This is a genomic window from Geodermatophilus telluris (genome assembly GCF_900102745.1).
GTDB classification, from domain to species: domain Bacteria; phylum Actinomycetota; class Actinomycetes; order Mycobacteriales; family Geodermatophilaceae; genus Geodermatophilus; species Geodermatophilus telluris.
Genome location: NZ_FMZF01000001.1, coordinates 745,868 through 770,356, shown reverse-complemented (window position 1 = coordinate 770,356; position 24,489 = coordinate 745,868). Strand labels below are relative to the sequence as shown.

The 24,489-nt window shown below is 76.3% G+C and carries 24 protein-coding genes and 4 tRNA genes; 17 read left to right on the top strand and 11 right to left on the bottom strand.

The annotated features are described in order from the left end of the window. Positions 1 to 129: 129 nt before the first annotated feature. Both BLQ97_RS03775 and BLQ97_RS03770 read left to right on the top strand, forming a co-directional pair. Positions 130 to 1,116, top strand: coding sequence for a phosphotriesterase family protein (locus tag BLQ97_RS03775; protein ID WP_091363276.1), 987 nt, complete (start codon positions 130 to 132; stop codon positions 1,114 to 1,116). Continuing rightward, a complete protein-coding gene (locus tag BLQ97_RS03770; protein ID WP_091363274.1) occupies positions 1,116 to 2,624 on the top strand; it encodes a class I adenylate-forming enzyme family protein in 1,509 nt (502 codons plus the stop codon). The genes BLQ97_RS03775 and BLQ97_RS03770 overlap by 1 nt, the downstream gene beginning before the upstream one ends. 70 nt (positions 2,625 to 2,694) lie before the next feature. Here BLQ97_RS03770 and BLQ97_RS03765 read toward each other — a convergent pair whose 3' ends face one another. Next, positions 2,695 to 2,895 (bottom strand): hypothetical protein, encoded by a 201-nt coding sequence (locus tag BLQ97_RS03765; RefSeq protein WP_091363272.1) that lies wholly within the window; start codon positions 2,893 to 2,895, stop codon positions 2,695 to 2,697. A 203-nt stretch (positions 2,896 to 3,098) separates the two neighbouring features. Here BLQ97_RS03765 and BLQ97_RS03760 point away from each other — a divergent pair, with 203 nt between their 5' ends. The 5 genes from BLQ97_RS03760 (at position 3,099) to BLQ97_RS03740 (ending at position 8,844) form a co-directional block, all read left to right on the top strand. Continuing rightward, entirely contained in the window at positions 3,099 to 4,832 is a 1,734-nt protein-coding gene (locus tag BLQ97_RS03760) for a PEP-utilizing enzyme (RefSeq protein WP_091363270.1), read from the top strand. Beyond that, positions 4,829 to 5,644, top strand: coding sequence for a PEP/pyruvate-binding domain-containing protein (locus BLQ97_RS03755; protein ID WP_175471572.1), 816 nt, complete (start codon positions 4,829 to 4,831; stop codon positions 5,642 to 5,644). Before BLQ97_RS03760 ends, BLQ97_RS03755 begins: the two co-directional genes overlap by 4 nt. Next, complete coding sequence (locus BLQ97_RS03750) at positions 5,641 to 6,987, top strand: MFS transporter (protein WP_175471571.1); 1,347 nt, start codon at positions 5,641 to 5,643, stop codon at positions 6,985 to 6,987. Before BLQ97_RS03755 ends, BLQ97_RS03750 begins: the two co-directional genes overlap by 4 nt. A gap of 44 nt (positions 6,988 to 7,031) precedes the next feature. Further along, complete coding sequence (locus tag BLQ97_RS03745; RefSeq protein ID WP_091363265.1) at positions 7,032 to 7,706, top strand: phosphodiesterase; 675 nt, start codon at positions 7,032 to 7,034, stop codon at positions 7,704 to 7,706. A 181-nt stretch (positions 7,707 to 7,887) separates the two neighbouring features. Continuing rightward, positions 7,888 to 8,844 carry a glycosyltransferase gene (locus BLQ97_RS03740; RefSeq protein ID WP_245691773.1) on the top strand — a complete coding sequence of 319 codons (957 nt, stop codon included), beginning with the start codon at positions 7,888 to 7,890 and terminating at the stop codon, positions 8,842 to 8,844. Here the strand turns inward: BLQ97_RS03740 and BLQ97_RS03735 are convergent. The 4 genes from BLQ97_RS03735 to BLQ97_RS03720 all read right to left on the bottom strand — a co-directional run bounded on the left by BLQ97_RS03735 (position 8,841) and on the right by BLQ97_RS03720 (position 9,599). Next, the gene (locus BLQ97_RS03735) at positions 8,841 to 9,305 is read right to left on the bottom strand and encodes a GNAT family N-acetyltransferase (RefSeq protein WP_091363261.1); all 465 of its coding nucleotides are present in this window, start codon (positions 9,303 to 9,305) and stop codon (positions 8,841 to 8,843) included. The two genes, BLQ97_RS03740 and BLQ97_RS03735, sit on opposite strands and share 4 nt — an antisense overlap. A gap of 23 nt (positions 9,306 to 9,328) precedes the next feature. Beyond that, positions 9,329 to 9,402: transfer RNA gene (locus BLQ97_RS03730), tRNA-Phe, on the bottom strand. Positions 9,403 to 9,428: 26 nt separating this feature from the next. Beyond that, positions 9,429 to 9,502, bottom strand: a tRNA-Asp gene (locus BLQ97_RS03725). 24 nt (positions 9,503 to 9,526) lie between these two features. Next, positions 9,527 to 9,599 (bottom strand) — tRNA-Glu (locus tag BLQ97_RS03720). A gap of 150 nt (positions 9,600 to 9,749) precedes the next feature. Here BLQ97_RS03720 and BLQ97_RS03715 point away from each other — a divergent pair. After that, a complete protein-coding gene (locus BLQ97_RS03715) occupies positions 9,750 to 10,391 on the top strand; it encodes an AMIN-like domain-containing (lipo)protein (RefSeq protein ID WP_091363258.1) in 642 nt (213 codons plus the stop codon). Between the two features lie 12 nt (positions 10,392 to 10,403). Here BLQ97_RS03715 and BLQ97_RS03710 read toward each other — a convergent pair whose 3' ends face one another. The 4 genes from BLQ97_RS03710 to BLQ97_RS03695 all read right to left on the bottom strand — a co-directional run bounded on the left by BLQ97_RS03710 (position 10,404) and on the right by BLQ97_RS03695 (position 13,640). Continuing rightward, positions 10,404 to 10,736: a hypothetical protein gene (locus BLQ97_RS03710; RefSeq protein WP_091363256.1), complete on the bottom strand. Its 333-nt coding sequence runs from the start codon at positions 10,734 to 10,736 to the stop codon at positions 10,404 to 10,406. Positions 10,737 to 10,760: 24 nt separating this feature from the next. After that, a complete protein-coding gene (locus BLQ97_RS03705; RefSeq protein ID WP_091363915.1) occupies positions 10,761 to 12,257 on the bottom strand; it encodes a metallophosphoesterase in 1,497 nt (498 codons plus the stop codon). A gap of 209 nt (positions 12,258 to 12,466) precedes the next feature. Beyond that, positions 12,467 to 13,069, bottom strand: coding sequence for an NAD(P)H:quinone oxidoreductase (gene wrbA / locus BLQ97_RS03700; protein WP_217637021.1), 603 nt, complete (start codon positions 13,067 to 13,069; stop codon positions 12,467 to 12,469). Positions 13,070 to 13,172: 103 nt separating this feature from the next. Further along, entirely contained in the window at positions 13,173 to 13,640 is a 468-nt protein-coding gene (locus tag BLQ97_RS03695; protein WP_245691772.1) for a GtrA family protein, read from the bottom strand. 180 nt (positions 13,641 to 13,820) lie between these two features. Here BLQ97_RS03695 and BLQ97_RS03690 point away from each other — a divergent pair, with 180 nt between their 5' ends. From BLQ97_RS03690 to BLQ97_RS03680, 4 genes are all read left to right on the top strand, one after another. Next, on the top strand, positions 13,821 to 14,702 hold the full coding sequence (locus BLQ97_RS03690; RefSeq protein WP_091363254.1) for a Rieske (2Fe-2S) protein: 882 nt from the start codon (positions 13,821 to 13,823) through the stop codon (positions 14,700 to 14,702). Between the two features lie 28 nt (positions 14,703 to 14,730). Continuing rightward, positions 14,731 to 15,597: a hypothetical protein gene (locus BLQ97_RS23575; protein WP_217637020.1), complete on the top strand. Its 867-nt coding sequence runs from the start codon at positions 14,731 to 14,733 to the stop codon at positions 15,595 to 15,597. A gap of 187 nt (positions 15,598 to 15,784) precedes the next feature. After that, complete coding sequence (locus tag BLQ97_RS24135; RefSeq protein WP_281181360.1) at positions 15,785 to 15,907, top strand: hypothetical protein; 123 nt, start codon at positions 15,785 to 15,787, stop codon at positions 15,905 to 15,907. A 75-nt stretch (positions 15,908 to 15,982) separates the two neighbouring features. Further along, a tRNA-Lys gene (locus tag BLQ97_RS03680) sits at positions 15,983 to 16,055 on the top strand. Positions 16,056 to 16,189: 134 nt separating this feature from the next. On the opposite strand, the gene BLQ97_RS03675 is transcribed toward BLQ97_RS03680, so the two are convergent. After that, positions 16,190 to 16,372, bottom strand: a complete 183-nt coding sequence (locus tag BLQ97_RS03675) for a hypothetical protein (RefSeq protein WP_139173433.1) — start codon at positions 16,370 to 16,372, stop codon at positions 16,190 to 16,192. 861 nt (positions 16,373 to 17,233) lie between these two features. Between BLQ97_RS03675 and BLQ97_RS22845 the strand changes: the two genes are divergently transcribed. The 4 genes from BLQ97_RS22845 to BLQ97_RS03650 all read left to right on the top strand — a co-directional run bounded on the left by BLQ97_RS22845 (position 17,234) and on the right by BLQ97_RS03650 (position 21,938). Further along, positions 17,234 to 18,796 (top strand): hypothetical protein, encoded by a 1,563-nt coding sequence (locus BLQ97_RS22845; protein WP_175471570.1) that lies wholly within the window; start codon positions 17,234 to 17,236, stop codon positions 18,794 to 18,796. 146 nt (positions 18,797 to 18,942) lie between these two features. Next, complete coding sequence (locus BLQ97_RS03660) at positions 18,943 to 19,473, top strand: gamma carbonic anhydrase family protein (protein ID WP_091363243.1); 531 nt, start codon at positions 18,943 to 18,945, stop codon at positions 19,471 to 19,473. An 80-nt stretch (positions 19,474 to 19,553) separates the two neighbouring features. After that, positions 19,554 to 20,402, top strand: a complete 849-nt coding sequence (locus tag BLQ97_RS03655) for a DUF1684 domain-containing protein (protein WP_091363240.1) — start codon at positions 19,554 to 19,556, stop codon at positions 20,400 to 20,402. Positions 20,403 to 20,468: 66 nt separating this feature from the next. Beyond that, the gene (locus BLQ97_RS03650; protein ID WP_091363238.1) at positions 20,469 to 21,938 is read left to right on the top strand and encodes a serine/threonine-protein kinase; all 1,470 of its coding nucleotides are present in this window, start codon (positions 20,469 to 20,471) and stop codon (positions 21,936 to 21,938) included. Between the two features lie 13 nt (positions 21,939 to 21,951). On the opposite strand, the gene zwf is transcribed toward BLQ97_RS03650, so the two are convergent. Next, on the bottom strand, positions 21,952 to 23,442 hold the full coding sequence (zwf, locus tag BLQ97_RS03645) for a glucose-6-phosphate dehydrogenase (RefSeq protein ID WP_217637019.1): 1,491 nt from the start codon (positions 23,440 to 23,442) through the stop codon (positions 21,952 to 21,954). Positions 23,443 to 23,864: 422 nt separating this feature from the next. Here zwf and BLQ97_RS03640 point away from each other — a divergent pair, with 422 nt between their 5' ends. Continuing rightward, positions 23,865 to 24,485, top strand: coding sequence for a hypothetical protein (locus BLQ97_RS03640; RefSeq protein ID WP_091363236.1), 621 nt, complete (start codon positions 23,865 to 23,867; stop codon positions 24,483 to 24,485). The last annotated feature ends 4 nt before the right edge of the window (positions 24,486 to 24,489 follow it).

Below are 24,489 nucleotides of genomic sequence, written 5' to 3'. Positions count from 1 at the left end.
ACGTCCGCGGACGTGCACGGGGCGACTCCGCAGAAGTGCACCCGAGACGGCCGACCCGCTCGTGGCGCGGGTCACAGGAGCGTTAACGTCTGCCCTCCGTGTTGCATCCCTGATCAGGAGGACCCGCCCGTGCCGCAGGTGCAGACCGTCCGAGGCCCCGTCGACACCGCCGAGCTCGGCCCGACGCTCATGCACGAGCACGTCTTCGTGCTCACCGCCGACGTGCAGCAGAACTACCCCGACGAGTGGGGCAGCGAGGACGACCGGGTCGCCGACGCGGTGCAGAAGCTGCGGGAGCTGGCCGCGACCGGCGTCCGGACCATCGTCGACCCCACCGTGATCGGCCTGGGCCGCTACGTCCCGCGGATCCAGCGCATCGCCGAGCAGGTCGACCTCAACATCGTCGTCGCCACCGGCTGCTACACCTACGACGACGTCCCGTTCTTCTTCCACCACCGCGGCCCGGCGCTCAACGCGGCCGTCGGCGCCGAGGTCCCCGACCCGATGGTCGACATGTTCGTCGGCGACATCGAGGACGGCATCGCCGGCACCGGGGTGCGGGCCGCCTTCCTCAAGTGCGCGATCGACCAGCAGGGGATGACCGCCGGCGTCGAGCGGGTCATGCGCGCCGTCGCGAAGGCGCACCGCGCCACCGGCGTGCCGATCACCGTGCACACCCACCCGGGCAGCCACACCGGGCTCCAGGTGCAGGAGGTGCTCGGCGACGAGGGCGTCGACCCGGGCCGCGTCGTCCTCGGCCACAGCGGCGACACCACCGACGTCGACCACCTGTCGCAGCTGGCCGACGCCGGGTTCGTCCTCGGCATGGACCGCTTCGGCATCAACCTCGAGACCACCTTCGAGGCCCGCGCCGACACGGTCGTGGAGATGTGCCGCCGTGGCCACGCCGAGCGGATGGTGCTCTCGCAGGACGCCTCCTGCTACATCGACTGGCTGGCACCCGGCGTGATGGACCTGCTGCCGCAGTGGCACTACACGCACATCCACGACGACGTGCTGCCCTACCTGCGCGAGCACGGGGTGACCGAGGAGCAGATCACCACGATGCTGGTGGACAACCCGCGCCGGTACTTCGAGAACGTCGGGACGTACTGATGGCGATCCACCCGTTCGACGAGAGCGGTGTCGAGCGCGACGCCGCCGGGGTCAAGCACTACACCGACCTGCCCGACTCCGTGGTGGCGATGCTGCGCACCTCGGTGGAGCGCGACCCCGGCGGCGAGGCCGTCGTCGAGCTCGACGGGCCCCGGCTGACCTTCCAGGAGCTGTGGGACGCCGCCGCCCGGGTCTCGGGCGGGCTGCGCGCGGCGGGCGTGCGGCGCGGCGACCGGGTGGCGATCCGGCTCGGCAACGGCGCCGACTGGGTGCTCGCCTTCGTCGGGACCCTGATGGCCGGGGCGGTCGCGGTGCCGGTGAACACCCGGTTCACCGACGCCGAGGCGCAGTACGTCGTCGACGACAGCGGCGCCCGGGTGGTGCTCGCCCCGGGCGCCCCGCTGCCCGACGGCGAGCCGCACGTCACCGACGACCTGCAGCGCGCCGACCTCGCGGCGGTCTTCTACACCTCGGGGACGACGGGCTTCCCCAAGGGCGCGATGACCAGCCACGAGAACTTCCTCAGCAACACCGAGACCGCCCGCCGGGTGGTCGGGCTCTCCGGTCACGACCCGTCGCTGCGCAACCTGATCAGCGTGCCGCTGTTCCACGTCACCGGCTGCAACAGCCAGCTGCTGGTGGCGCTGCAGGGCGGGGCGGCCGCGGTGGTCATGCCGGCGTTCGAGGTGGGCCGGTTCCTACGGGCGGTCCCCGAGGAGCGGGTCGCGGTCGTCACCTCCGTGCCGGCGGTGTTCTGGCTGGCGATCAGCCAGGCCGGCTTCGCCGACGTCGACGTCAGCGGGGTCCGGTTCGCCACCTACGGCGGGGCGCCGATCGCGCCCGACCTCGTGCAGCGGATCAAGGCGGCCTTCCCGTCGGCGCGGGTGGGCAACGGCTTCGGCCTGTCGGAGACCTCGTCGATCTCCACGTTCCTGCCGCACGAGTACGCCGACACCCACGCCGACTCGGTCGGCTTCCCCGCACCCGTGGTCGACCTGCGGGTGGCCGACCCCGACCCGGGGACCGGGGTGGGGGAGCTGCTCGTCCGCGGTGCCAACGTGGTCCAGGGCTACTGGGACAAGCCGGAGGCGACGGCGCAGACCTTCGTCGACGGCTGGCTGCACACCGGCGACCTCGCGCGCATCGACGAGGAGGGCTTCACCTACGTCGTCGACCGGGCCAAGGACATGATCAACCGCGGCGGCGAGAACGTGTACTGCGTCGAGGTGGAGAACGCGCTGGCCGCCGCGCCGGGGGTCTTCGAGGTCGCGGTGGTCGGCGTCCCCGACCCGGTCATGGGCGAGAAGGTGGGTGCCGTCCTGGTGCCGCTGCCGGGCACCGAGCTCGACGTCGACGCCGTGCTGGCCCACGCCCGCGCGCACCTGGCCGACTTCAAGGTGCCGCAGTTCGTGTCCGTGCGGCCGGCGGTGCTGCCGCGCAACCCCGGGGGCAAGGTGCTCAAGCCGGTGCTGCGCTCGGAGACCGAGTGGGGGCGGCCGCTGCGCTGACCGGCAGGGGTCCGGGCTGTCCCGGCGGCGCGCTGCCCGCAGCCGCCGGGACGCCGGTGTCAGGGGGCGGTCAGACCGCGCGCATCTCCTCGGTGGCGGTGCCGGTCAGCGGCGACCACGCGTCGGGGTGCTTGCGGCCGGCGTCGGCGCGCCAGTCGGCGGCCCGGTTGCCCGGGCGGGTCGCGGGCCGGGCGCTCAGCGACACGATCAGGGCGAGCAGGACCAGGAGTCCGGCGAGGACCCCGCCGATGACCAGGAGCGTCGTGAGCACTCCCTCACGTTAAGTAGTGGAACGGTCCGTTCCCAGGGCAGAAGACGACGGACCCTGGCGGCCGACTCGGGCAGGTGTCGCCCGTCGACGGCGTGTCGCGGGGGGCCGCTGTCGGCAGGAGCAGCCGGAGCCCTTGGACCCTGGGGCGGCTGTCCGCCGGGTCCTAGGTTGCTCGGCCAACGGAGCGACCCGGGGAGGCTGCCATGGCGGAGAGCGGCACGGACGCGGTCGGTACCGCCCCGGCCGGCGCGGCCCGGTGGAGCGCGCCGGGTCCCGGCACCTGGCTGCTCGACGCCAGCCACGTCGCCCGGCCGCTGTGCGCGTTCAGCGCCGACCCGGCCGTCTTCCCCGAGCCGGCCATGGCCGGGTTCGTCGACACGCTGGCCCGCTACGGCAGCGTCCTCGAGTGCCTGGACACCACCGTCGTGGGCGGGTTCGTCTACCAGCGGCTGCGCGCTGTCGGCGCACCCCCGGACGCCGCCGGCCCGCCACCCGAGCCGGTGTTCCGGCAGCTGCTCACCACCGTGCCCGCACTGGCCGAGCGGATGGCCACCGCCGAGGCGGTGCTCGCCGAGCGGCGCTGGCGCGCCGACCTGCGGCTGTGGGACGAGTCCGTCAAGCCGGCGCTGCTGCGGCTGCACCGCGCGCTCACCGCCGTCGACCTGGCCGAGCTGGACGACGCCGGGCTCGCCGAGCACGTCGACCACTGCGCCCAGGCCCTGGCCGAGGGGCACCTGCAGCACCACCGGCACAACGCCGCGGCGATGCTGCCGGTCGGTGACCTCGTCGTCCACACGGTGCGGTGGACCGGCCTGCCGCCGGCCGACGTGCTGGCCTGCCTCGCCGGGGCCAGCCCGGTGAGCGAGGGCGCTCCGGAGGAGCTGGCCGCGCTGGTGGCCGCGCTCGCCGACGACGGGGAGGCCCGGGACCTGGTCCTCGCCGACGACGTCGCGGCCGACGAGGTGCTCAGCCGCCTGCTGCGCCGGGAGGGCGAGGTCGGCGCCCGCGCCGACCGCTGGCTGTCCGCGCTCGCCGCGATGCCCCTCGACGGGGAGGACGCGGTGGCCGAGCCCGGCTCGCTCGAGGCGCCCGGCCTGGTGGTCGACCGCGTCCGCGCCGCGCTGGGCGCGTCCCGGGCGGCCGCGGTCCCCGGTGCGGAGGCAGCCGTCGCACGCGTGCGGGCCGCCGTCCCCGAGGAGCACCGCGCGCTCTTCGACGACCTGCTCGGCGAGGCCCGGCTGGTCTACCGGCTGCGCGACGAGCGCGCTGTGTACGGCGACCGGCTGCAGGGCAGCGCGGCCCGCCGGGCGCTGCTGGAGGTGGGCCGCCGGCTCACTGCGCACGGCCTGCTCGCCGAGGCCGACCACGCCGTCGACCTGGCCCCGGCGGAGGTCGACGCGCTGCTGCTCGGCGGCGCCGGGCCCACGGCCGACGAGGTGGCCGAGCGCGTCCGGTGGCGGCGGACCGCCGACTACCGGGACATGCCGCCGCTGTTCGGCCCCCCGCCGGGCCCGCCGCTGCCCTCGGAGTGGCTGCCGCCCGCGGCCGCCCGGATCCACGACGCGATCGGGTTCGTCGTGGGTGCCGTGCTCCGGGACGCCGCGCGCGCCGGCTCCGACCGCACCGTCCGCGGCACCGCCGTCAGCGCCGGCGTGGTCGAGGGCACCGCCCGCGTGCTGGCCGGCTCGCACGAGCTCGGCCGGGTGCAGCCCGGCGACGTCCTGGTCGCGACCAACACCGGCCCGGCGTTCAACCTGGTGCTGCCGCGCCTGGCCGCGATCGTCACCGACCGCGGCGGCCTGCTCTCGCACGCCGCGATCGTGGCGCGCGAGTTCGGCATCCCCGCGGTCGTCGGCTGCCAGGACGCCACCCGGGTCGTGCCCGATGGCGCCCGGGTGCTCGTCGACGGCACCACCGGCACGGTCACGGTCCGGTGACCGCCGGGCCGCTGCCCCTGGCGGAGGTCGCGGACGCCGACGTCTACGGCGCCAAAGCGGTCTCCCTCGGGGTGGCGGCGCGCGCCGGGCTGCCGGTGCCCGCCGGGACCGCGCTGCCCGCCGACCTCGTCGCCCGCGCCGCCGAGGACGCCGCCGCGCGCGCGGTGGTCCGGGACGCGGCGGCCGCCCTCGGCGGGCCCCTCGCGGTGCGGTCCTCGGCGGTCGGTGAGGACGGCGCCCGGTCCAGCTTCGCCGGCCAGCACCTGACCGTGCTCAACGTGGCCGACCCCGGGGAGGCGGTCGCGGCGGTGCTGCGGGTGGCCGGCTCGGCGTGCGCGCCGTCGGCGCTGGCCTACCGGCAGGCCCGCGGCGACCCCGGGGCGGCCGGCTGCGGCGTCGTGCTGCAGTGCCTGGTGACGCCGACCGTCGCCGGGGTGCTGTTCTCCCGCGACCCGGTCACCGGCGCCGACCAGCTCGTGGTGGAGGCCAGCTGGGCACTCGGGGAGGCGGTGGTGGAGGGGCTGGTCACGCCCGACCTGTTCCGGCTCGACCCGGACGGGCGGCTGCTGGAGTCGGTGGTCGGCGTCAAGGACCGCGCCGTCGTCCCCCGTCCCGGCGGCGGCACCGCCACCGTGGCGGTCGACGGCGGCCGCGCGCGCCGGCCCTGCCTGACCGACGCCGACCTGGCCGCGCTCGCCGACCTCGCCCACCGCTGCGACGCGCTGTTCGGCGACCCGAGCGACGTCGAGTGGGCCATCCCCGGCGGCGCCCCGGTCCTCCTGCAGCGGCGGCCGATCACCACCCTGGTGTGAGCGCGCCGGCCCGGCCGGGCGCCCGCGGCGTCGTCCTCGGCGCCTGCCTGGTGACGGCCCTGGTGCCGCTGGGCTCGACATCGGTCGCCGTCGCCCTGCCGCGGATCGGCGCGGCCCTGGAGGCCGGCACGGCTGGCGTGGTCGCGCTGGTCACCGCCTACCTGGTGGTGACGGCGGCCTGCCAGCCGGTGGCCGGCGCGCTCGGCGACCGGTGGGGCCGGCGGCGCAGCTGCCTGGCCGGGACGGCGGCCTCGGGGGTGGCGGCGCTGCTGGCCGCGGCGTCGCCCGACCTGGCCGTCCTGGTCGTCCTCCGCTGCGTGCAGGCCGCGTGCGGGGCGCTCGCGCTGGTCAACGCGGCCGCCACGGTGCGGGTCGCCGTGCCGGCCGAGCGCCGGGGCCGCGCCTTCGGGGCGGTGGGCGCCACCGCGATCGCCGCGGCCGCCGCCGGCCCGGCGCTGGGCGGGCTGGCCACCGGGCTGGCCGGCTGGCGCGGTGCCTTCCTGGTGACCGTGCCGGTCGCGGTCGCGGCGCTGCTGGTGGCCGCCCGGGCCCTGCCGGAGGAGGCGCGCGGCCCGGCGACGCGCACCCCCTTCGACCTCACCGGCGCTCTGCTGCTGGTCGCCGTGCTCGGCGGCGGCGCCGTCCTGCTCGGCCGGGCGGGCTCCCTGCCGGCAGCGGTCCTGGCCGCCGGTGCGGTCCTGGTGGCGGCCGGGGGTGCCTGGTTCGCCGCGCACGAGCGCGCCACCGCGGCGCCGGTGCTCGACGTCCGCGTCCTCGGGATCCGCACGGTGGCCGCGGCGGGCCTCGCGGTCGCCACCGGCAACGCCGCGCTGTACACCGCGCTGCTCGTCGTCCCCCTGCTGGTGGGCAGCGCCGCGGCGGTCCCGCTGCTGCTGTGCCTGCTGGTCGGCGCGAGCGTCACGGCGCTGGGCGGCGGGCAGCTCGCCGACCGGTGGGGCCGGCGCCGCCCGGCCGTGCTCGGCGGGGTCCTGGTGGCCGTGGCCGGCGCCGGGCTGGTCGGGACCGACCCTGGCGCGGAGCCGCTGCTGGCCGGCGTGCTGCTCGCCGGCTGCGGCGTGGGCCAGGGCCTCGCGGCGGCCGCCGTCCAGGTGGCGGGCCTGGAGGCGCTGCCGCCCGAGCGGGCCGGCCTCGCCTCGGGCGTGTGGTCGACCTGCCGGTACGTCGGCAGCATCGCCGGCACGAGCCTGCTGCCCGCGCTGGTCGCCGGCGGGTCCGGAGCGCCGGCCTTCGTGCTGGTCGCCGTCGGCGGCGCGCTGTCGGCGGCCGCCGCGGTGGCGCTGCCCACGCGCCCGGCCCGGGTGCCGCAGCCGCCGTCCGGGTAGGGCCCCGCCCGGTGCGGACGGACCCGTACCGGTGGGAGGACGCAGTGCAGGACGCAGCGAGGCTGGCCGGCCGACTGGCGGCGGTGCCCCTGGGCACCCTGGCCCGGCGGCGGCAGGGCAAGCCGATGCACCCGCGCGGCGCGGTCCTCGACGCCGTCCTCGAGCGCTCCGGCGGTCCCGACTGGGGCGTGCGGTGGCTGACCGGGCCGGCCCGCGAGCCGGCCGTCGTCCGGCTCTCGCGGGGCGCGGGCCTGCCCGCGCCGCTGCCCGACCTCCTCGGCCTCGCGGTGCGCCTGCCCACCGGCGACCGGCCGGTGGACCTGCTGCTGTCCTCGGCGGGCCGGGGCCGCCGGACCCGCTTCCTGCCGGTGCCGCGCGTCGACGCGGTGACCGCCTACGGCTCGCTGATGGGCTACCGCTCGCCGGCCGGGACGCTGCGGCTGGCCGCCGTGCCGGACGGGCCGCGGCGGGTGCCCTCCGACCCCGGGCCGGTCGCCGAGCGGGCGCCCGGGACGGTCTTCCGGCTGCTCGTCGCGCGCGGGGCGGCGGGGGAGTGGGTGCCGTTCGCGCGGCTGACCCTCGGTGCGGTGGTGGACGGGCTCGACCCCGACGTCCGCTTCGACGCCGTCCGCAACCCGCCGCCGGGGCTGCTCGCCGACGGGCCGATGGCCCGCTTCCGCGCGCCCGCCTACGCCGCCGCGCGCGAGGGCCGCCGCTGACCCCTTCGTGCGACCCGCGCCACCCGGTGGGGACGCAGACGGTTGTGTGGCACGGGATCGGGGTACCGGAACCCACGGAGTTCGTCGAGGAGCACCGCCCCTGCCGTCGCAGTGCTCGACCGCAGGAGGAGTGCTCGCACGCGTGGTCCCCGCACTTCCGTCGTCGCCACGACTGCGCGTCGTGACGGTGCCGCACACCGACCCCTACGTGGACGCGGTGCTGCCTCCCGAGGTGGCCCGCGTCGGGCCGGCGCACGACCGCAGCCCGTGGCTGGACCCGGCCTACCTGACCGCGAACGCCGCGCAGGTCGACGTCGTCCACGTGCACAGCGGCTTCGGCCACCTGCCCGAGGACGAGGTCGTCTGCTGGACGGAGGCGCTGCGGCGCACCGGCACCCCGCTCGTGGTGACCGTGCACCAGCTGCGCGCCCCCGGCTCGACGCGCCACGACGCGCACCTGCGGGCGCTGCTGGCCACCGCCGAGGTCGTCCTCACCCTGACGCCCGGTGCCGCCGACGAGATCGCCGAGCGCTTCGGCCGGACGGCGATCGCGGTCGCCCACCCGTCGCTGGTGCGGCCCGACCCCGACGGCGGCGCCGAGCGCGGCCTCGTCGGCCTGGCGCTCGGCGACGCCGGGACGGCGACCGACCCGGCCGCCCTGGTCCGCGCGGCGCTGTCCGGCGCGGTGTCCGGCGGCGGGCGGCTTCGGGTGTTCCTCGGGCCGGGGGAGCACCTGCCCCCCGACCCCGACCTGGCGGTCGCCGAGGGGCTCGAGGTGGTCCCCCGCGACCCGGCGCGCTGGGCGCAGCAGCTGCAGGAGCTGCACGTCGCGGTGCTGCCCGAGCGGTGCGGCACCCACTCGCGCGACCTGGAGGTCTGCCGCGACGTCGGCACCCGCGTGGTCGCGCCCGGCTGCGGTTGGTTCGCCGACCAGTGGTCCGACGTCGTGCTCTACGGCGACGACGAGGAGCACGGCCTCGACCCGGTGTCGCTCACCGCGGCCGTGGGCGCGGCCCTGACCCGGCCGATGCCGCGGCCGGCCGACCGCGCGTGGCGCGCCGAGCAGCTCGCCGCGGTGCGGGCCGTGCACGCGCAGGTGTACCAGCAGGTGGTGGCCGACCGGGTGGTCGGCGTCTAGCCCGGCTCCTCGTGGACGGCGTCGACCACCCACAGGCCGGGCAGCACCTCCCGCTCCGCGGTCTCCCGGAAGCCGGCCCCCGCGTAGAGCCGGCGGGCGGGGGTGTTGGCCCGGCCGGTGGAGACGGTCACCGGGATCCCCGCGGCCTCGGCCAGGACGGCGGCCAGCAGCGCCCGCCCGGTGCCCTCCCGCGCGTGCGCCGGGTCGACCACCAGCCGGTCGACGTCGAGGCCGTGCGCCGTCACGCGCCAGCCGACGGCGCCGGTGACGGTCCCGCTGCCGTCGTCGGCGACCAGCCAGGAGAGGCCCGCGCCGCGGAGCGCGGCGAGGTCCTCGTGCAGCGCGGGGATGCGGTCGTCGCCGATCAGCCGTGCCTCGACGGCGTAGGCGGCGCGCTGGAGGGCGAGGAGCCGGACGGCGAGGGCCGCGTCGGCGGCCGGGTCGCGGCGGTGCAGCCTCACCGGGCACCGTCCGGGGGAGTGTGTGGGCAGGGGCGGGGTCGAACCGCCGACCTCTCGCTTTTCAGGCGAGCGCTCGTACCGACTGAGCTACCTGCCCCTCCCGGTGACGTTCCACCGGGCAAGCGACCCTGACGGGACTCGAACCCGCGACCTCCGCCGTGACAGGGCGGCGCGCTAACCAACTGCGCTACAGGGCCTTGCTGTGTGGTGCTGGTGGTGCGTGCCCCCAACGGGGTTCGAACCCGTGCTACCGCCTTGAAAGGGCGGCGTCCTGGACCGCTAGACGATGGGGGCTCGTGTTCGCCGGGGGCACGGAGGACTCTACACGGCACCGCGGGCGGGTCTCGCACACCCCTCCCTCCACGGGGGTGCCGCCCGTCCGGGGTGGCGCGACACGGCTTGCGGGTGCCGCGCGCGGGAGCCGGCGGCTGCGACGCTGTCGCGGTGAAGCGCCGCACCTCCCTCCCCGCCGGTGCCGTCCTCGCGGCGGCGGTCCTGCTCACCGGGTGCGCCCAGCAGCAGCCGAGCACCGCGTCGTCGTCGGGCGCCGCGTCGTCATCGGCGTCCGCGGGGTCCTCGTCGTCGGCCGGCTCCTCCTCGGCCCCGCCCGCCGTGACCACCGCTCCTGCCGCGGACGGCGCCTTCCCGGCCGACACCGCGCCCGACACCGCCGAGGCGTCGGCCGACGCCCGCGTGACGGTCACCGACATCCGCACCGGCCGGCACGACGGCTTCGACCGGGTGGTGCTCGAGGTCGAGGGCACCGGGACGCCGGGCTGGGACGTGCGCTACGTCGACGCGGCGTCGTCGCAGGGCAGCGGCGAGCCGGTCGCGGTCGCCGGGGACGCCGTCCTGCAGGTCACCGTCACCGGCGCCGGCTACCCGTACGACACCGGCGCCGAGGAGTACGCGAGCGCCGACCCGCTGCCGGGGGAGGGGACGCGGACGGTGACCGAGGTGGTGTTCGACGCGACCTACGAGGGGACGACGGTCGCCTTCGTCGGCACGCGCTCGGAGGCCCCGTTCCGGGTGTACCTGCTCGAGGACCCGTCGCGGCTGGTCGTCGAGGTCGCCGACCAGCCCTGACGACGGTGCGGCCTAGTTGAGCGTGGCCCGCAGCTCGACGGAGTCGCCGGAGACGCTCGTGCACTCCAGGGCGAGGGGCCCGGCGGTGACGCTCTCGCCCTGACCGCAGGACACGCTCGCGCCACCCACGCTGATGGTCGCGCGGCCGTCCTGCACGCCGCCGAGGGCCACCGTGGTGCCGAGGATCTCGACCTCCGACCCCTGCCCGTCGAGCGTGACGGTGCAGGAGGAGGCGCTGCAGGAGAAGTTCTGCGAGGTGAACGAGCAGCCGGCCAGCGGCACGAGGGCGATGCCCCCGGCCAGCAGGCCGGCGGTCAGGCGGGTGGTGCGCGTCGTCGTGGCCATGGCCGCGAGGGTAGGGCGGTCCGCTCAGCCGGTCGGGGAGGCGGGCGCCCCGTCGCCGTCGGTGCCGTCGCCGTCGGTGCCGGCGTCCTCGGGGGTGGTCTCCTCCGGGACGACGGTGCGCACGATGGTGGCCTCGGTCTCGCCGAGGCCGCCGAGCGTGATGTCGTCGTAGGCGACCAGCGCGCCGTCCTCCGGGTCGAGGTAGAGCACCGTGCAGGTGAGCGGCTCGGGGTACTCACCCTGCAGCCCGCGCAGCCCGGCGCCGCCGGTGGACCCCTGCACCATGAGCAGCGTCCCGCCGTCGAGGGTCTCCACCTCCCGGTCGTGCGTGTGCCCGGCCAGCACGAGCGGCACCACGCCGTCCAGCGGGGGCGCCTGCTTCGGGTCGTGCACCATCGCCAGGGCCGGCGGCTCGGGCTGCTCCTCGGCGAGCTCGGCGAGGTCCTCGCCGGTCTGCTCCAGCGACTCGGTGTCGCCGGTGGCGTCCTTGTCGGGGGTGAAGCGGGGGTCGCGGGCGCCGACGACGGTCAGCCCGGCGACGGTCGTCGCGGAGTCGTCCAGGACCGTGGCGTTGGGCTGGGCGGCCACCAGGCCCGCGGTGATCGCCGAGTCGTGGTTGCCGCGGACGTAGACGTAGGGCACGCCGAGCTGCCCGATCGAGGAGATGAGCTGGTTCTCCGGCTCGCTGCCCCAGTCGGTGATGTCGCCGGTGTCGAGCACGGCGTCGACGCCGAACTGGTCGGCCACCTGCCGGACGAGGTCGAAGCCGGCCGGGTTGAGGTGGATGTCGGAGACGTGCAGCAGGGCGACGGTGTCGGTGGGCCCGCCGGGCGCCGGCAGGGCCGACAGCGTCGAGTACAGCGTGCCCACGTTGGTGACGAGGTCCTCCAGCGAGGCCCGGTAGGCGCTGAAGCGAGCCACGATGTCCTCGGCGCTGCCGATGAGGCTGGTCGCGTTGACCAGCAGCCCGGTGTAGGTGGGCTGGGAGAGCGCCTCGGGGCGCCAGGTGGCCGCGCCGAGCCCGGCGGTGCCGGCGAGCAGCAGGACCGAGGCGCCGGCGGCCACGAGCGGCTCGCGGCGCCGGCGGAAGACGAGCAGCGAGGTCAGCACGGCGCCACCGACGCCGGCCGCGGCCGTCGTCCAGGCCAGCCGGACGACGGCGGCGCGCAGGTCGTCGCTCACGCGGTCGACCAGGCCGTCGAGCCGCACGGGGTCGGAGACCAGCGCCTGGATGCGGGCCTCGTCCACCCGGCGCAGCTGGACGTCGAGACCGAGCGGGCCGTCGTAGGCGTCGACGGCGAGCGACCCGAGCGGCGGCACCTCGACCGTGGCGCCGCCGCCGGTGGGGGTGAAGGACAGCGAGGCGTCGAAGGGGCCGATCGGCGCCTCGACCCGGCCGATGAGCAGGATGCCGACCAGCGCGCCACCCACCGCGACGAGCAGGCGGGACGCCCAGCGGCCGGCGGCGCGGACCCACCGGCGCCCGCGGCCGGGGACCGGGGACGCCGTCGGCTCGCTCACCACGACGAGGCTAGTGACCGGGGCGCCCGGCGCGTCCTCCCGCACCGCAGCGCGTCCCACCCGACCGTGGGACGTCGGGTGGGACGCGCTGGGATCAGTCGAAGGACCTCCCTGCCCCCCGCCACTCGCGAGCTCGCGGCGGGACCCTGCAGGGAGGCCGCCCTCATCGCGCGGCGTGCCGCGCGGCGTATGGCGCGGCCGGCCGGAGGTCAGGCGGCGAGCTTCGCCGAGACCTCGGCCAGCCGGCGGCCCTGGTAGCGGGCGGCAGCCAGCTCGGCCTCGCTGGCGGTCGCCGACTTGCCGCCCGAGGCGTTCGAGGTGCCGTAGGGGTTGCCGCCGGCCTCGAACAGCAGCGGGTCGGTGTAGCCGGGCGGGACGATGACCGCGCCGAAGTGCGAGAAGACGTTGAACAGCGTGAGGATCGTCGTCTCGTTGCCGCCGTGGACGTTCTGCGCGCTGGTGAAGGCGGTGGCGCCCTTGTTGGCCAGCTTGCCGGTGAACCACAGGCCGCCGAGGGTGTCGATGAACTGCTTCATCTGCGCGGCGGGCGTGCCGAAGCGGGTGGGCGTGCCGAGGGCGTAGCCGTCGGCCCACTCCAGGTCGGCCGGGGTGGCCTCCTGGACCTCGCCCGCGGTGGCGTCGACGTGGGCGCGCCACAGCGGGTTGGAAGCGATGGCCTCCTCCGGCGCGAGCTCGGGCACCCGGCGCAGGCGCACCTCGGCCCCGGCCTCCTCCGCACCCTGGGCCACGGCGGCGGCGAGCTGGTGGACGTTGCCGGTGGACGAGTAGTAGACGACGGCGATCTTGGTCACGGGGTCCTCGATTTCCGAAACACGAACGGGACGGGTCGTTGCGAGTTCAACAACACATCCCTGGGTGCTCGTGTTCCAGAGGTCGTAAACCCGGTCGGGGGACTCAGACGGGGCGCGGGCGGAAGACCCAGCGCAGCGCCAGGAACCGCAGCGTGCCGATCGTCGCGGTCACCGCGGCGATGACCAGCATCTCGGCGACGACGGGGGGATCGGCGACCGTGGAGTTGAACCAGGTGAGCGCCAGGCTGGTCGCGAGCATCCCGGCGAGGGCGAGCGCGCCGCCCTCCCACTGCGCGGCGAACCAGCTCACGCGCTCACCGGCGCGGAAGGTCAGCCGGCGGTGCAGCTCGTTGGCCAGCACCGACGACAGCGCCGCGCCGACCAGGTTGGCGGGCACCTCGCCCAGCCCGCGGAGCAGGACGAACAGCACGCCGTAGACGGCGCTGGAGAACCCGCCGACCAGGACGAACCGGGAGAACTGGCCGACTCCGTCGTCCGAGCGCACGCGCGCGGCGAGGTCGCCGACGAGATCGGCGACCGCCACGGGGCGGGACAGCGACGGGCAGGTCACGGCAACTCCCTCCAGGCGTCCAGCGTCTCGCTTCTCCGACCGGTCGGCGAGCAGTTTCTCGCCGGTCGCTGACACTTCCCCGTCGGCGAACTGTGTACTCGCTGACAGTCGGCACGGAGGGTGTGTGATCCACCACGTCCCGGCGGCATCACCGCTGCTCCGGGCGGGTAGGGGCCGCGCATGAGCCTGATGGGGATCCTCGACCGACTCGCGGACGTCAACACCTTCGACCGGGCCATCGAGTCGGCCCGCAAGGGCGTGCAGGCGGTGCTCAAGCCGGGGGTGGTCAAGGACGCCCTGCACGGGACGTGGCTCGGCCACCCGCTGCACCCCGTCCTCGTGCAGGTGCCCGTCGGCAGCTGGGCCTCGGCCGGCCTGCTCGACGCCATCCCGCCGCTGCGGCCGGCCGCGACCGTGCTCATCGGCACCGGGGTCGCCGTCTCGGTGCCCGCCGCGATGGCCGGGGCGGCGGACTGGTCGGAGCAGGAGATCGGCGTCCGCCGGCTCGGCGCGCTGCACGCGGTGTCCAACACCGTGGCCCTGGGGCTCTACGTCGGCTCGCTCGTGGCCCGCGCGCAGGGGCGCGGCACCCTCGGCCGGGTCCTGGCCTACGCCGGGCTGGGGATCGCCACCGGCTCGGCCGCCGTCGGCGGGCACATGTCCTACGCGCAGTCCTCGGGCGCCTCGCACGCGGCGACGGCGGCCCGCTCGCTGACGTCGGACTGGATCGACCTCGGCCCGCTCGACGACCTGCCCGAGGGCCGGCCGGCGCTGCGCACCGCAGGAGGCAGCGGGGTGGCCGCCCCGCTGGCCGTCGTCCGCCGCGGTGGGCGGGTCGACGTCTTCGTCGGCGCCTGCTCGCACCTGGCCGGGCCGCTGTACGAGGGCAGCGTCGAGGAGGTCCGCGGGCACACCTGCCTCGTCTGCCCGTGGCACGACTCGGCCTTCGACCTGGACAGCGGCGAGCCGCGGCGCGGGCCGGCGGCCAACCCGCAGGAGAAGCTCGAGGTCCGGATGGAGGCCGGCCGCGTCATGGCGCGGCTGCCCAGCCGGCACCAGTAGCCGCCGCGAGCGCCTACGCTGCCGCGGCATGCGGCGGACGGCGGTGGTGCTCGCCGTCCTGCTGTGCGCCGCGTGCTCCGAGGCCTCCGGCACCGCGCCCGCCCCGGCACCCCCGACCGCCTCGGCGCCCTCCAGCGGCCCGGCGCTGCCGACCGGCCCGTCGGTGCCCGCCGTCCCCGGGATCGAGGCCGAGGTGCGGCAGTGGCGCACCGACGAGGCCGTCGGCGGCCAGGTGCAGGTGACCGTCACCGGCACCGGCGCCGAGCCGTTCACCGTCACCTCGGTGGCCCTCGAGTCGCCCGGCTTCGCGCCGCTGCCCGACCGGCCGGTCGACGTCGAGGTCCCGCCCGGCCGGACCTTCGACGTCCCCGCGCCGTACGGCGAGGCCGACTGCGGGTGGGCGGCCGAGCCCGCGGCGGCCCGGCTGACCGTCGTCCGCCCCGACGGGCGCACCGAGCAGCTGCGGGTGCCGCTGTCGGCCGAGGTGCTGACCCGGATCCACGACGAGGAGTGCGCGGCGCGGACCGTCCTCGCCGTCGCGGCGGCCGACGTGCGCGGCCTGACCCCGGACGGGGACGCGGTGACCGGGACGCTGACCCTCACCCGCGCCGGCGACGACGACCGGCCGGTGACCGTGACGCGGCTGGAGGGCAACGTGCACTACTCCGCCGACGCCGACCTGCCCCGGACGCTGGCTGCGGGGGAGTCGACCCTGGAGGTCGGGCTGCGCTTCACGATGGCCCGCTGCGACCCGCACGCCCTCGCCGAGGCCAAGCAGCCCTACCTGTTCCTGCTCGGCCTGCAGGTGGGGGACGACGACGAGGTGCCGGTGGACCTGCCGATGGACCAGGCGGACCGGGACGAGCTCGCGGCACTGGTCGACCGGGCCTGCTGAGCGGCCCCCGACGTGGAACCGGTCCGGCCACCCGGGGGGATCGGGCGGCCGGACCGGGGTCTGGCGCGCGGGCGGTGGTCCGCCGCGCTGACGATGACGCTACGTAGCCGGGCGTGCCCGTGGCGATCGCCTGATCGGGTGCTCCTCTCCGGTCGGGCGGTTCTCCGGTGACGGAGGGTTCCGGCCGGTGGGCCGGGGGCACCCCCGGTCGGTGTTCTTCCTCTTCTCCAGCCGGCTCGGCTGCCTCGGCAGCCTCCTGGTCTCGGCCCTGCTGACCCTGCTCCTGCTGGTGGCCTTCGACGTGCTGTGAGGACGCCGTGCCGACCGGCGCCGGGCGGCTCGCCGCGGGCGGTGACCTCGGCCGGTCTGGGAGACTCGACGGCGCGGGCCTCTAGCTCAACTGGCAGAGCAGCGGACTTTTAATCCGCGGGTTGTGGGTTCGATCCCCACGGGGCCCACCGTGCTGAGCAGCACGTCCTGCTGGGCGGCCGGTTGTCGCGTCGCCTCCGGTCACCGGTGAGCTCCCCGCGGCACATCCGTCATCGTCGGGACGACCCAGCGGGACGAGCCCACGACGATGGTGCTTCGCGACTCAGCCGTCCAGGTGGCAGTCGTCGTGGCGGTCTTCGATGATCGCGCCCGTCTCAGCGTCAGTGCAGCGGAGGTACTCATCGAGGAACTCCTGCTCCTCCTGGTACCTGCTCGCCGGCGACGACTCCTCGGCGCACGCTGTCAGCGCGAACGCGATCAAGCCGATGGCGATGAGCTCTCGCACGGCGCCCCTCATGCTCAGTTGACCGACCGGCGCGGGCGTCGACCCGCGACGCCGTAGGTGAAGGCGACCAACCCAGCGAGAGTCATGGGCACGACGTACAGCCACCGCTCGACACGGGCCTGCATGCAAGCCTGTACGTAGATCGTCTCGCTTCCGCCGAACACGGTCCCGCAGCTCGAGCCTCCGCTCGCGGTGACGGCCTGTACCGGTACAGCCACGAAGACCGTCGCCGTCAAGACAGCGGCAAGCCCCAGTAGGGCCATGGCGCGACGTGCGGTCACCGGTGCTCCCTCAGAGCTGAGTCCTGTCCTGCGGCGGTCGACCAGGGACCGTATGGGTCCTGCACCGGCGGCGCGTCCCTCGCGCGAGCGAGGCCGAGCAGGCGGAGGTCGCCCCTGTCGTCGCTGCTGGCGGCTCAACCGCCGTGGCGGTGGCGGGTGTCCAGCTCACAGCGGACCGTGACCGTCCTCGTGCGGCTGCGACAGTCGAACCGCCCGTCGGTCCGCTCGGTCCCAGCCCGTGGCGGTGTGCCACGGTCACGGTTGACGGGAGAGTCCGGCGCCACTGCCTGTCACGTCCGACGAGACCTTCATCCGCGGTTGTGGGTTCGATCCCCACGGGGCCCACCGTGGACGTGCGGGTCGGCACTCTGCACCCCGAGGGACGACCTGCATCCCCACGGTCTGCAACGGGTCCACACCAGCGCGGCCTTCGGTCATGCCGGGCACTTGGTCCCTGTCGGCCTCCTCGTCGTCGCCCCTACGGTCACCGCTACGCGCCACCGGCGCGCTCATCAGGGGCGTGTCTCGCCGGCCGTGGGCCGGGTCCTCCTCGCAGGACGTGCACGACGGAGGGCGGATCATGGCTTCTCGGACGGCCGTTCGGGCGTCGGCGGCGACCCTCCTGGCCGGCGCGCTGGTCTTCGGCGGCTCGATGCAAGCGCTCGCCGCCCCTCCCGGTGGAGCCACCGGCTCGACGACACCGCGCGTCATCCAGCGGGACCTGCCGCACAGCGGCGAGGGCGTCCAGACCGTCGTCGTCGACACCGGAGCCGGTATGGACAGCACCGGCGGGACGATCAGCCGAAAGCCGATCATCCAACTCGATCTCCCGCACAGTGGTGACGGGGACCAGGTCGTCGTCTACGACGCGAGCGCCGGGAACGGCGGAGCCGGCGGGGGCGGCGGGGACGCGACCGCGGTGTCCCTGGCGGTGAACGTCCCGACCGTCACCCAGACGACGACTGCCTTCGCCCTCACCGGGGACGCGACGGCCACGGACACCGCCACCACCGGCGACGCGACCTCCGGTGACGCGACCGCCGCCGGCGGTGCCGGAGGCAGCGGAGGAGCCGGCGGCACGGGGAGCACCGGCGGCACGATCACCACCGGCCCGACCATGCAGCAGGACCTGCCGCACAGTGGCGACGGTGACCAGAGCATCGTGCTCGACGCCAGCGCCGGCAACGGCGGGGACGGTGGGGACGGCGGGGACGCGACCGCGGTGTCCCTGGCGTTGAACGTCCCCACCGTGACCCAGACGGCCACCGCCGTCACCCTCGCGGGGACCGCCGATGCCACGAGCACCGCCACCACGGGCGACGCGACGGCAGGTGGCGTGACCGCCACCGGCGGGGACGGCGGCGACGGGGGCGACGGGGGCGCCGACAGCACCGGCGGCACGATCACCACCGGCCCGATCACCCAGCGGGACCGGCCGAACAGTGGCGACGGCGACCAGAGCATCGTGCTCGACGCCAGCGCCGGCAACGGCGGGGACGGCGGGGACGGCGGGGACGCGACCGCGGAGTCCCTGGCGGTGAACACCCCCACCGTCACCCAGACGGCCACCGCCGTCGCCGTCACGGGGACCGCCGAGGCCGCGAACACCGCCACCACGGGGGACGCCACGTCGGGCAGCGCGGAGGCTGCTGGCGGCAACGGCGGAGCCGGGGGCGACGGGGGCGCCGACAGCACCGGCGGCACGATCACCACCGGCCCGATCACCCAGCAGTTTTCACCGAACAGCGGCGACGGTGATCAGAGCATCGAGCTCGACGCCAGCGCCGGCAACGGCGGGGACGGCGGGGACGGCGGGGACGCGACCGCGGTCTCCGCGGCGGTGAACACCCCCACCATCGACCAGACGGCCACCGCCGTCGCCGTCACGGGGACCGCCGAGGCCGCGAACACCGCCACCACCGGCGACGCGACCTCCGGAGCCGCGAGTGCGACCGGCGGTGCGGCAGGTGCCGGCGGCGACGGCGGCGCGGGTGAGGACGGCGAGGACGGCGGGAATGGCGGCGACGGTGGGGACGCCGCCGCGCTGTCGCTCGCGATCAACGCGCCCACCGTCACCCAGACGGCCGACGCGGAGGACGCAGCTCCCGTCGAGCCCCAGACGGGAGACCCCACCGACGGCTGAGTCACGGCGAGAGCGTCGGCGGCTGCGGACCTGCTCGAGCAGACCGCTGTCGTCGCGGCACGCCGCAGGGCCGACGACCATCGCCGCCCACGGTCGCCGGCTGCCGGGTCCTGGCCCTCACGACGGCGTGCCTACGCTGCCCGACCGTGCCGCTCTTCTCCTTCGAAGGCCGATCCCCCCAGGTGCACCCCGACGCGTGGGTGGCGCCCACGGCGACGCTGGTCGGCGACGTCGTCGTCGAGGCCGGCGCGTCCATCTGGTACGGCGCGGTGCTGCGCGCCGACTTCGGCCGGATCGTCGTCCGCGCCGGGGCCAACGTGCAGGACAACTCCGTGCTGCACGGCGGCGAGGACCCGGTCACCGAGATCGGTCCCGGGGCGACCATCGGGCACGTCTGCGTCGTCCACGGGTGCGTCATCGGCGCCGAGGCGCTGGTCGGCAACGGCTCCACCGTGCAGGACGGCGCCCGCATCGGCCGCCGGGCGCTCGTCGGCGCCGGCAGCCTCGTGCCGCCGGGCATGGAGGTGCCCGACGAGGTGCTCGCCGTGGGCGCTCCCGCGCGCGTGCGCGGCCCGCTGTCGGAGGGCGCCGCGGTGTGGGTCGACGGCAACCCGTCGATCTACCAGGAGCTCGCCCGCCGGCACGCGGCCGGCGTGCAGCGGCTGGACGAGGTCTGACCCGGGCGGAAGAGGGGCGCCGTCCCGCCGGTTGTCCCCGGCAGGCCCCACCGTCCGACGACCCGACCTGGAGGTACCCCATGACCGCCACCGTCCCCGGGACCGGCACCTTCGCCCAGGAGTGGGAGGAGTGGCACCGGCAGAAGGAGGCCGTCCTCGCCTCCCCGCACGGCTTCCTCGCCGTCACCGCGCTGGTGTGGCTGGACGAGCAGCCGACCGCCGTGCCCGGCGCGCCGGGTCTCTGGTCGGCCGGCGAGCAGGGGGTCGTCGTCACCCTGGCCGACGGCGAGCAGCTCGTCGTCGACGGGACCCCGGTCACCGGTGAGCACGTCTTCGGCCACCTGGGCCTCCGCGAGAGCGTGCTGAGCACCTCCGGCGACACCGCCGTCGAGGTCGCCGAGCGCGGCGGCCGCTACGTCGTCCGGCTGCGCGACCCGCGGTCGCCGCTGCGCCTCGGGTACCCGGGCACCCCCGCCTACCCCGCCGACCCCCGCTGGGCGGTGCCGGGTCGGTTCGTCGCCTTCGACGCGCCGCGGCCGACGCCGGTCCCGGGCGTCCTCGAGGGCGTGCAGCACGTCTACGACGCCCCCGGGCGGATCGAGTTCGAGCTCGAGGGCCGGCAGCTGTCGCTCACCGCCTTCCCCGGCCACACCCCCGGCGCCCTGTCGGTCCTCTTCTCCGACGAGACCTCCGGCCGCACCACCTACGCCTTCCGGTCGCTGCAGCTGCCCCCGCCGGACGCCGACGGCTCCGTGCTCGTCGACCTCAACCGGGCGGCCAACCTGCCCTGCGCCTACACCGACCTGGCCACCTGCCCGACGCCCCCCGCCGAGAACCGCCTCCCGCTGGCCGTCGAGGCCGGCGAGAAGACGCCGCTGGGCCGCGGCGTGGGCCGGCCGACCGACCGGGGCGCGGTCCTGGAGGTCTGAGCGCCCGGACGCGCACCGGCGCTGCGTCCGGCGGTCCGCCGTCCGCGGCAGGCATGCTCGGAGCCGATGGACGTGCCGGGGACGACGGGAGTGCGGGTGGACGCGCGGACGCTGGGCGGGCGGTACCGCCTCGACAGCGTGCTCGGACGCGGCGGCATGGGCACGGTCTACGCCGCCACCGACGCCGTCCTCGGCCGCCGGGTCGCGGTCAAGGTGCTCGACCTCACCGTCGCCGACACCGCCGGGACGGCCCGCTTCCGTCGCGAGGCGCAGACACTGGCCGCCCTCGAGCACCCGTTCGTCGTCAGCGTCTTCGACTTCGGCGTCGACGCCAGCGCGGCCTGGCTGGTGATGCCGCTGCTCCCCGGCCCCGACCTGCTGACCCTGGTCGGCCGCGACGGGCCGCTGCCGGTGGACGACGTCGCCCGCTACGGCCGGCAGGTCGCCGAGGCGCTGGCCGCCGCGCACGGGGCCGGCATCGTGCACCGGGACGTGAAGCCGGCCAACCTGGCGCTGGCCGCCGACGGGTCGTGCCTGCTGCTGGACCTCGGCATCGCCCGGCTCACCGACGCCACCAGCACCTCGCTGACCGGCACCGGGCTGGTCATGGGCAGCATGCCGTTCCTGGCACCGGAGGTCATCGCGGGTGCGCCGGCCGGGCCCGCGGCCGACCTCTACGGACTCGGGGCGACCCTGTTCACCCTGCTCACCGGCCGACCGCCCTTCGACGCCGACGGCGCGGCGGTGCTCGCCCAGCACCTGCACGCGCCGGCGCCGTCCGCGGCGTCCCTGCGGCCGGAGACCCCCGCCGCGCTCGACCGCCTGCTGGCCCGGATGCTCGACAAGGACCCCGCCGCCCGGCCGTCCGCCGCGGCGGTCGCCGGCGCCCTCGCCGGTGCCACAGCCGGGGCCCTCCCCGCCGCGGCCGGCCCGGGGAGCTCCGCGACGCTGGTGCTGCCCACCGTCGCCGGTCCCGCGGCCGGCGACGCCCCGCGGCGACGGCCGCGGCGCCTGCTCGCCGCCCTCGGCGGGGGGATCGCGGTGCTCGCGGTGGCCGGGGCGGCCGTGCTGGCCGGCTCCGGGGAGGACCCGGCGACGCCGGCCGCCGCCCCCACGACCACCACCGCGGCCCCGACCACCGCCGTGGCCAGCACCCCCGCTCCCGCGCCGGCCCCGACCTCGTCCGTCGTGCCGACGACCCCGGCGCCCACGCCCACGCCGGCGCCGGCGCCGGCGCCGGCCGCCGACCCGGTGCCGACCGCCCTCGCGGGCCTGCGCGCCACCGTCGACGGCGCCACCACCTCCGGCGCCCTGACCGAGCAGGGACTCCGCGACGTCGACCGCCGCGTCCGCGACATCGAGGAGGCGGTGGCCCGCGGGGACGCCGAGAAGGCCGGCCGGGAGGTCGGCGACCTCGAGGAGCGGCTCGACGACCTCCAGCGCCGTGACCGCCTCACCGCCGACGGCGCGGCCGCCCTCGCGGCCGCCCTCGACGACGTGCGCGCCGCCCTCGGGGTCGGCGGCGGGGACGACTGACCGGGGCGACCGGTCAGGACGACAGGCGCCAGTTGCGGCCGTCGCGGGTGACCAGGGCGTTCGCCTCGGGCGGGCCCCAGGTGGCCGCCTGGTACAGCGGGATCGGCCGGTCGTCCTGGGCCCAGAACCGCAGCACCGGGTCGACGATCCGCCAGGACCGGCCCACCTCGTCGGCGCGGATGAACAGCGTCGGGTCACCGACCAGCGCGTCGAGGATGACCCGCTCGTAGGCGTCGGGGGACTGCTCGGTGAAGCTGCTGTAGGAGAAGTCCATCGACGCCTTCTGCACGCGGAACGCGTGGCCGGGCACCTTGGCGCCGAAGCGCAGGCTCAGCCCCTCGTCGGGCTGCACGCGGACGACGAGCGCGTCGGGCTCCAGCTCGGAGGACGGCCCCGGGAACAGCGGCAGCTGCGGCGGCTGGTGGAACTGCATGACCACCTCGGTGACCCGCGCGGGCAGCCGCTTGCCGGTGCGCACGTAGACGGGGACGCCGGTCCAGCGCCAGTTGTCGATGTCGAGCCGCATCGCCACGAACGTCTCGGTGGAGCTCAGCGGGTCGACCCCCGGCTCCTCCCGGTAGCCGGCCATCAGGTCCTCGCGCGTGCCGCCGCGGGTGTACTGGCCGCGGACGGCGTTGGCGGCGATCTCGGCCTCCTCGTCCAGCGGCCGGATCGCGCGCAGCAGCTTGACCTTCTCGTCCCGGATCGCCTCGGGGTGGAACGACGTCGGCGGCTCCATGAGGAACAGCGAGAGCACCTGCAGCACGTGGTTCTGCACGATGTCGCGCATCGCGCCGGTGGTCTCGTAGAAGCCACCGCGCTCGCCGACGCCGAGGGTCTCCGCGACGGTGATCTGCACGTTGTCGACCCACGTGCGGTTCCAGATCGGCTCGAAGATCGAGTTGGCGAAGCGCAGTGCGAGCAGGTTCTGCACCGTCTCCTTCGCCAGGTAGTGGTCGATCCGGAAGATCTGCTCCTCGCTGAAGGCCGTGGTCAGGTCGGCGTACAGCTCCCGCGCGCTGTCCTCGTCCCAGCCGAAGGGCTTCTCGATGACGGCGCGCACCGACTCGCCGTCGTCCGGCCGGCTCAGCCCCGCCTTGCCCAGGCTCAGCGCGATCGGGCCGAACAGCCGCGGCGGGGTGGAGAAGTAGTAGACGCGGTTGCCGGCGGTGCCGTGGGCGCGGTCGCACTCCTCGAGCACCTCCGCCAGCCGGGCGTAGGTGGCCGGGTCGTCGTAGCCCCCGGCGACGTAGCGGGCGGTCTCGGTGAGCGCGTGCCACCGCTCGCCGCCGTCACCGGGCGCGCGCTGCCGGCAGTAGTCGCGGAACTCGCCGTCGGACATCGGCGTCCGGGCCACCCCGACCAGCACGACCTCGGGGGTCAGCGCGCCCTGGTCGGCCAGCTGCTCGAGCGCCGGCAGCAGTTTGCGGGCGGTGAGGTCGCCCGAGGCGCCGAAGATGACGAGGACCCCCGCCGGTGCCCGGCGCTCCTGTTCCGCGTTCACGATGCCCGCGCCACCTCTCGCCGGGCCGGGGTCCGCCGGCACCGGCCCCCGGACAGGTGCCGTTTCTACTCCGGGAGCACCGACCGCCGCCAGCGCGTCGCGGACGGCGCCGCAGGTCCTCCCGGCCGCGGCGCGCCGTCGCGGCGGGGTCCGCCGAGGTCAGCGGCGCCTCTCGGCAGACCTGCACGCTCGGACCGGGCCGTCCTGGTCGACATGTGGGCGTTTCCAGGGGCAGGTCACCGACCTGGGGGAGCGGCTCCACAACGATACGAACACGTGCCGTCCCAGCGGGTGCCGCGGCGCGTCCCGCGGACCCCGCCGGACTCCACACTTCCCTCACTCGCGCCGCCCTCACCGGCGGTGGCGGGTGCCGCCGCACTTCCCCTACGGCGGCCCCAAGGACGGGATGAACGGTGGATCACGTGGCACTCCGCAGCAGTGGACTGCGCCTCGACAACGAGGTGCGCCTGGGCTGGTGGCTGGTGGTCGAGGGCCAGGACGGCCCCGACCGCCTCGTCGCCGGCCCGTTCCCGGACCGCTCCGGCGCCGGCTTCGCCGCCGCCCTGCGCGGCGACGACGACGAGCCGGTGCGACCGGTGTACGGCGTGCGCCGCGCCGACGGCGGCCTGCACCGCCGGCCCTCGCCGGAGGACCTGGCGTGGCTGGCCCACCTCGGCGACCAGCTCGACCGGCTGCCCGAGGACGGCGCCGGCGCCCTGGCCGAGGACGACCCGCTGACCACGCTGCTGGTCGAGGTCACCGCCGCGCTCGCCGAGTCCGGCCTGCCGCTGTGGGACGCGACCGGCGCCGGCAGCGCGCTGGGCGGGGCCTGCCTGGCCGTGGAGACCGCGCTGGACGGCGTGGTGGTCAGCTGGCGCCAGCACGACCGGATGAGCGTGGACCAGGTGCACGGCGCGGAGACCGACGCCGTCGTGCAGCGGGTGATGAACACCGCGCTGGGCGACGTGCTGCTGGTGCGCGGGTTCGACGTCGAGACCCTGGGTGGCGTGGCCGGCGGCTGCGTCGTCCGCGGCGGGGCGTGACCGG

What these genes read in the sequence shown, in the direction of transcription:
- BLQ97_RS03770 (WP_091363274.1), top strand. Translation starts at nt 1,116, where the DNA reads ATGGCGATCCACCCGTTCGACGAGAGCGGTGTCGAGCGCGACGCCGCC.
- BLQ97_RS03760 (WP_091363270.1), top strand. Translation starts at nt 3,099, where the DNA reads ATGGCGGAGAGCGGCACGGACGCGGTCGGTACCGCCCCGGCCGGCGCG.
- BLQ97_RS03710 (WP_091363256.1), bottom strand. Translation starts at nt 10,736, where the DNA reads ATGGCCACGACGACGCGCACCACCCGCCTGACCGCCGGCCTGCTGGCC.
- BLQ97_RS03690 (WP_091363254.1), top strand. Translation starts at nt 13,821, where the DNA reads ATGAGCCTGATGGGGATCCTCGACCGACTCGCGGACGTCAACACCTTC.
- BLQ97_RS23575 (WP_217637020.1), top strand. Translation starts at nt 14,731, where the DNA reads ATGCGGCGGACGGCGGTGGTGCTCGCCGTCCTGCTGTGCGCCGCGTGC.
- BLQ97_RS22845 (WP_175471570.1), top strand. Translation starts at nt 17,234, where the DNA reads ATGGCTTCTCGGACGGCCGTTCGGGCGTCGGCGGCGACCCTCCTGGCC.
- BLQ97_RS03655 (WP_091363240.1), top strand. Translation starts at nt 19,554, where the DNA reads ATGACCGCCACCGTCCCCGGGACCGGCACCTTCGCCCAGGAGTGGGAG.
- BLQ97_RS03650 (WP_091363238.1), top strand. Translation starts at nt 20,469, where the DNA reads ATGGACGTGCCGGGGACGACGGGAGTGCGGGTGGACGCGCGGACGCTG.